A 389-nucleotide genomic window follows, 5' to 3' on the forward strand; every position below is an offset into this window, starting at 1 on the left:
GGCGATCCAATGCCAGAACACATTGTGCGTGGCTCGACGCGCAGCGCCTTCATCAACGGTGCATCACGCGCTCTTACTACAGAAGAGCGTGCATCCATCCATAGGAGCCTGACTACAGTAGCATTGGGTCTTGGCCGTGATGAAAAGGAACTTATGTACGAGGCCAGCGTATGAACGAACGACAACTCGAACGCGCAGCGCGAGAACTATGCAAGCCCCGGGGCCAAGACCCAGACATGATTGTTTGTCGAAGCCCCGAGCCTGATAAGGATGGGTGGGTGCAGGATATAGGTATTCTCAGCCCACAATGGAAGCTGGTGGTTGATGAAATAAAGCGATACCACGAAATTTCGATCGCAATTGGACGTGTTCAGTACCCAGAACAGTTC

1 protein-coding gene is annotated in these 389 nt (G+C 52.7%); it reads left to right on the forward strand.

The window, feature by feature from the left end:
• Positions 1 to 170 precede the first annotated feature (170 nt).
• On the forward strand, positions 171 to 389 hold a 219-nt coding region (locus tag AC1RPW_RS08055; protein ID WP_481769452.1), incomplete at its 3' end, for a hypothetical protein.

It is taken from the genome of Dellaglioa sp. CoH-55-MRSF-8 (assembly GCF_056782195.1).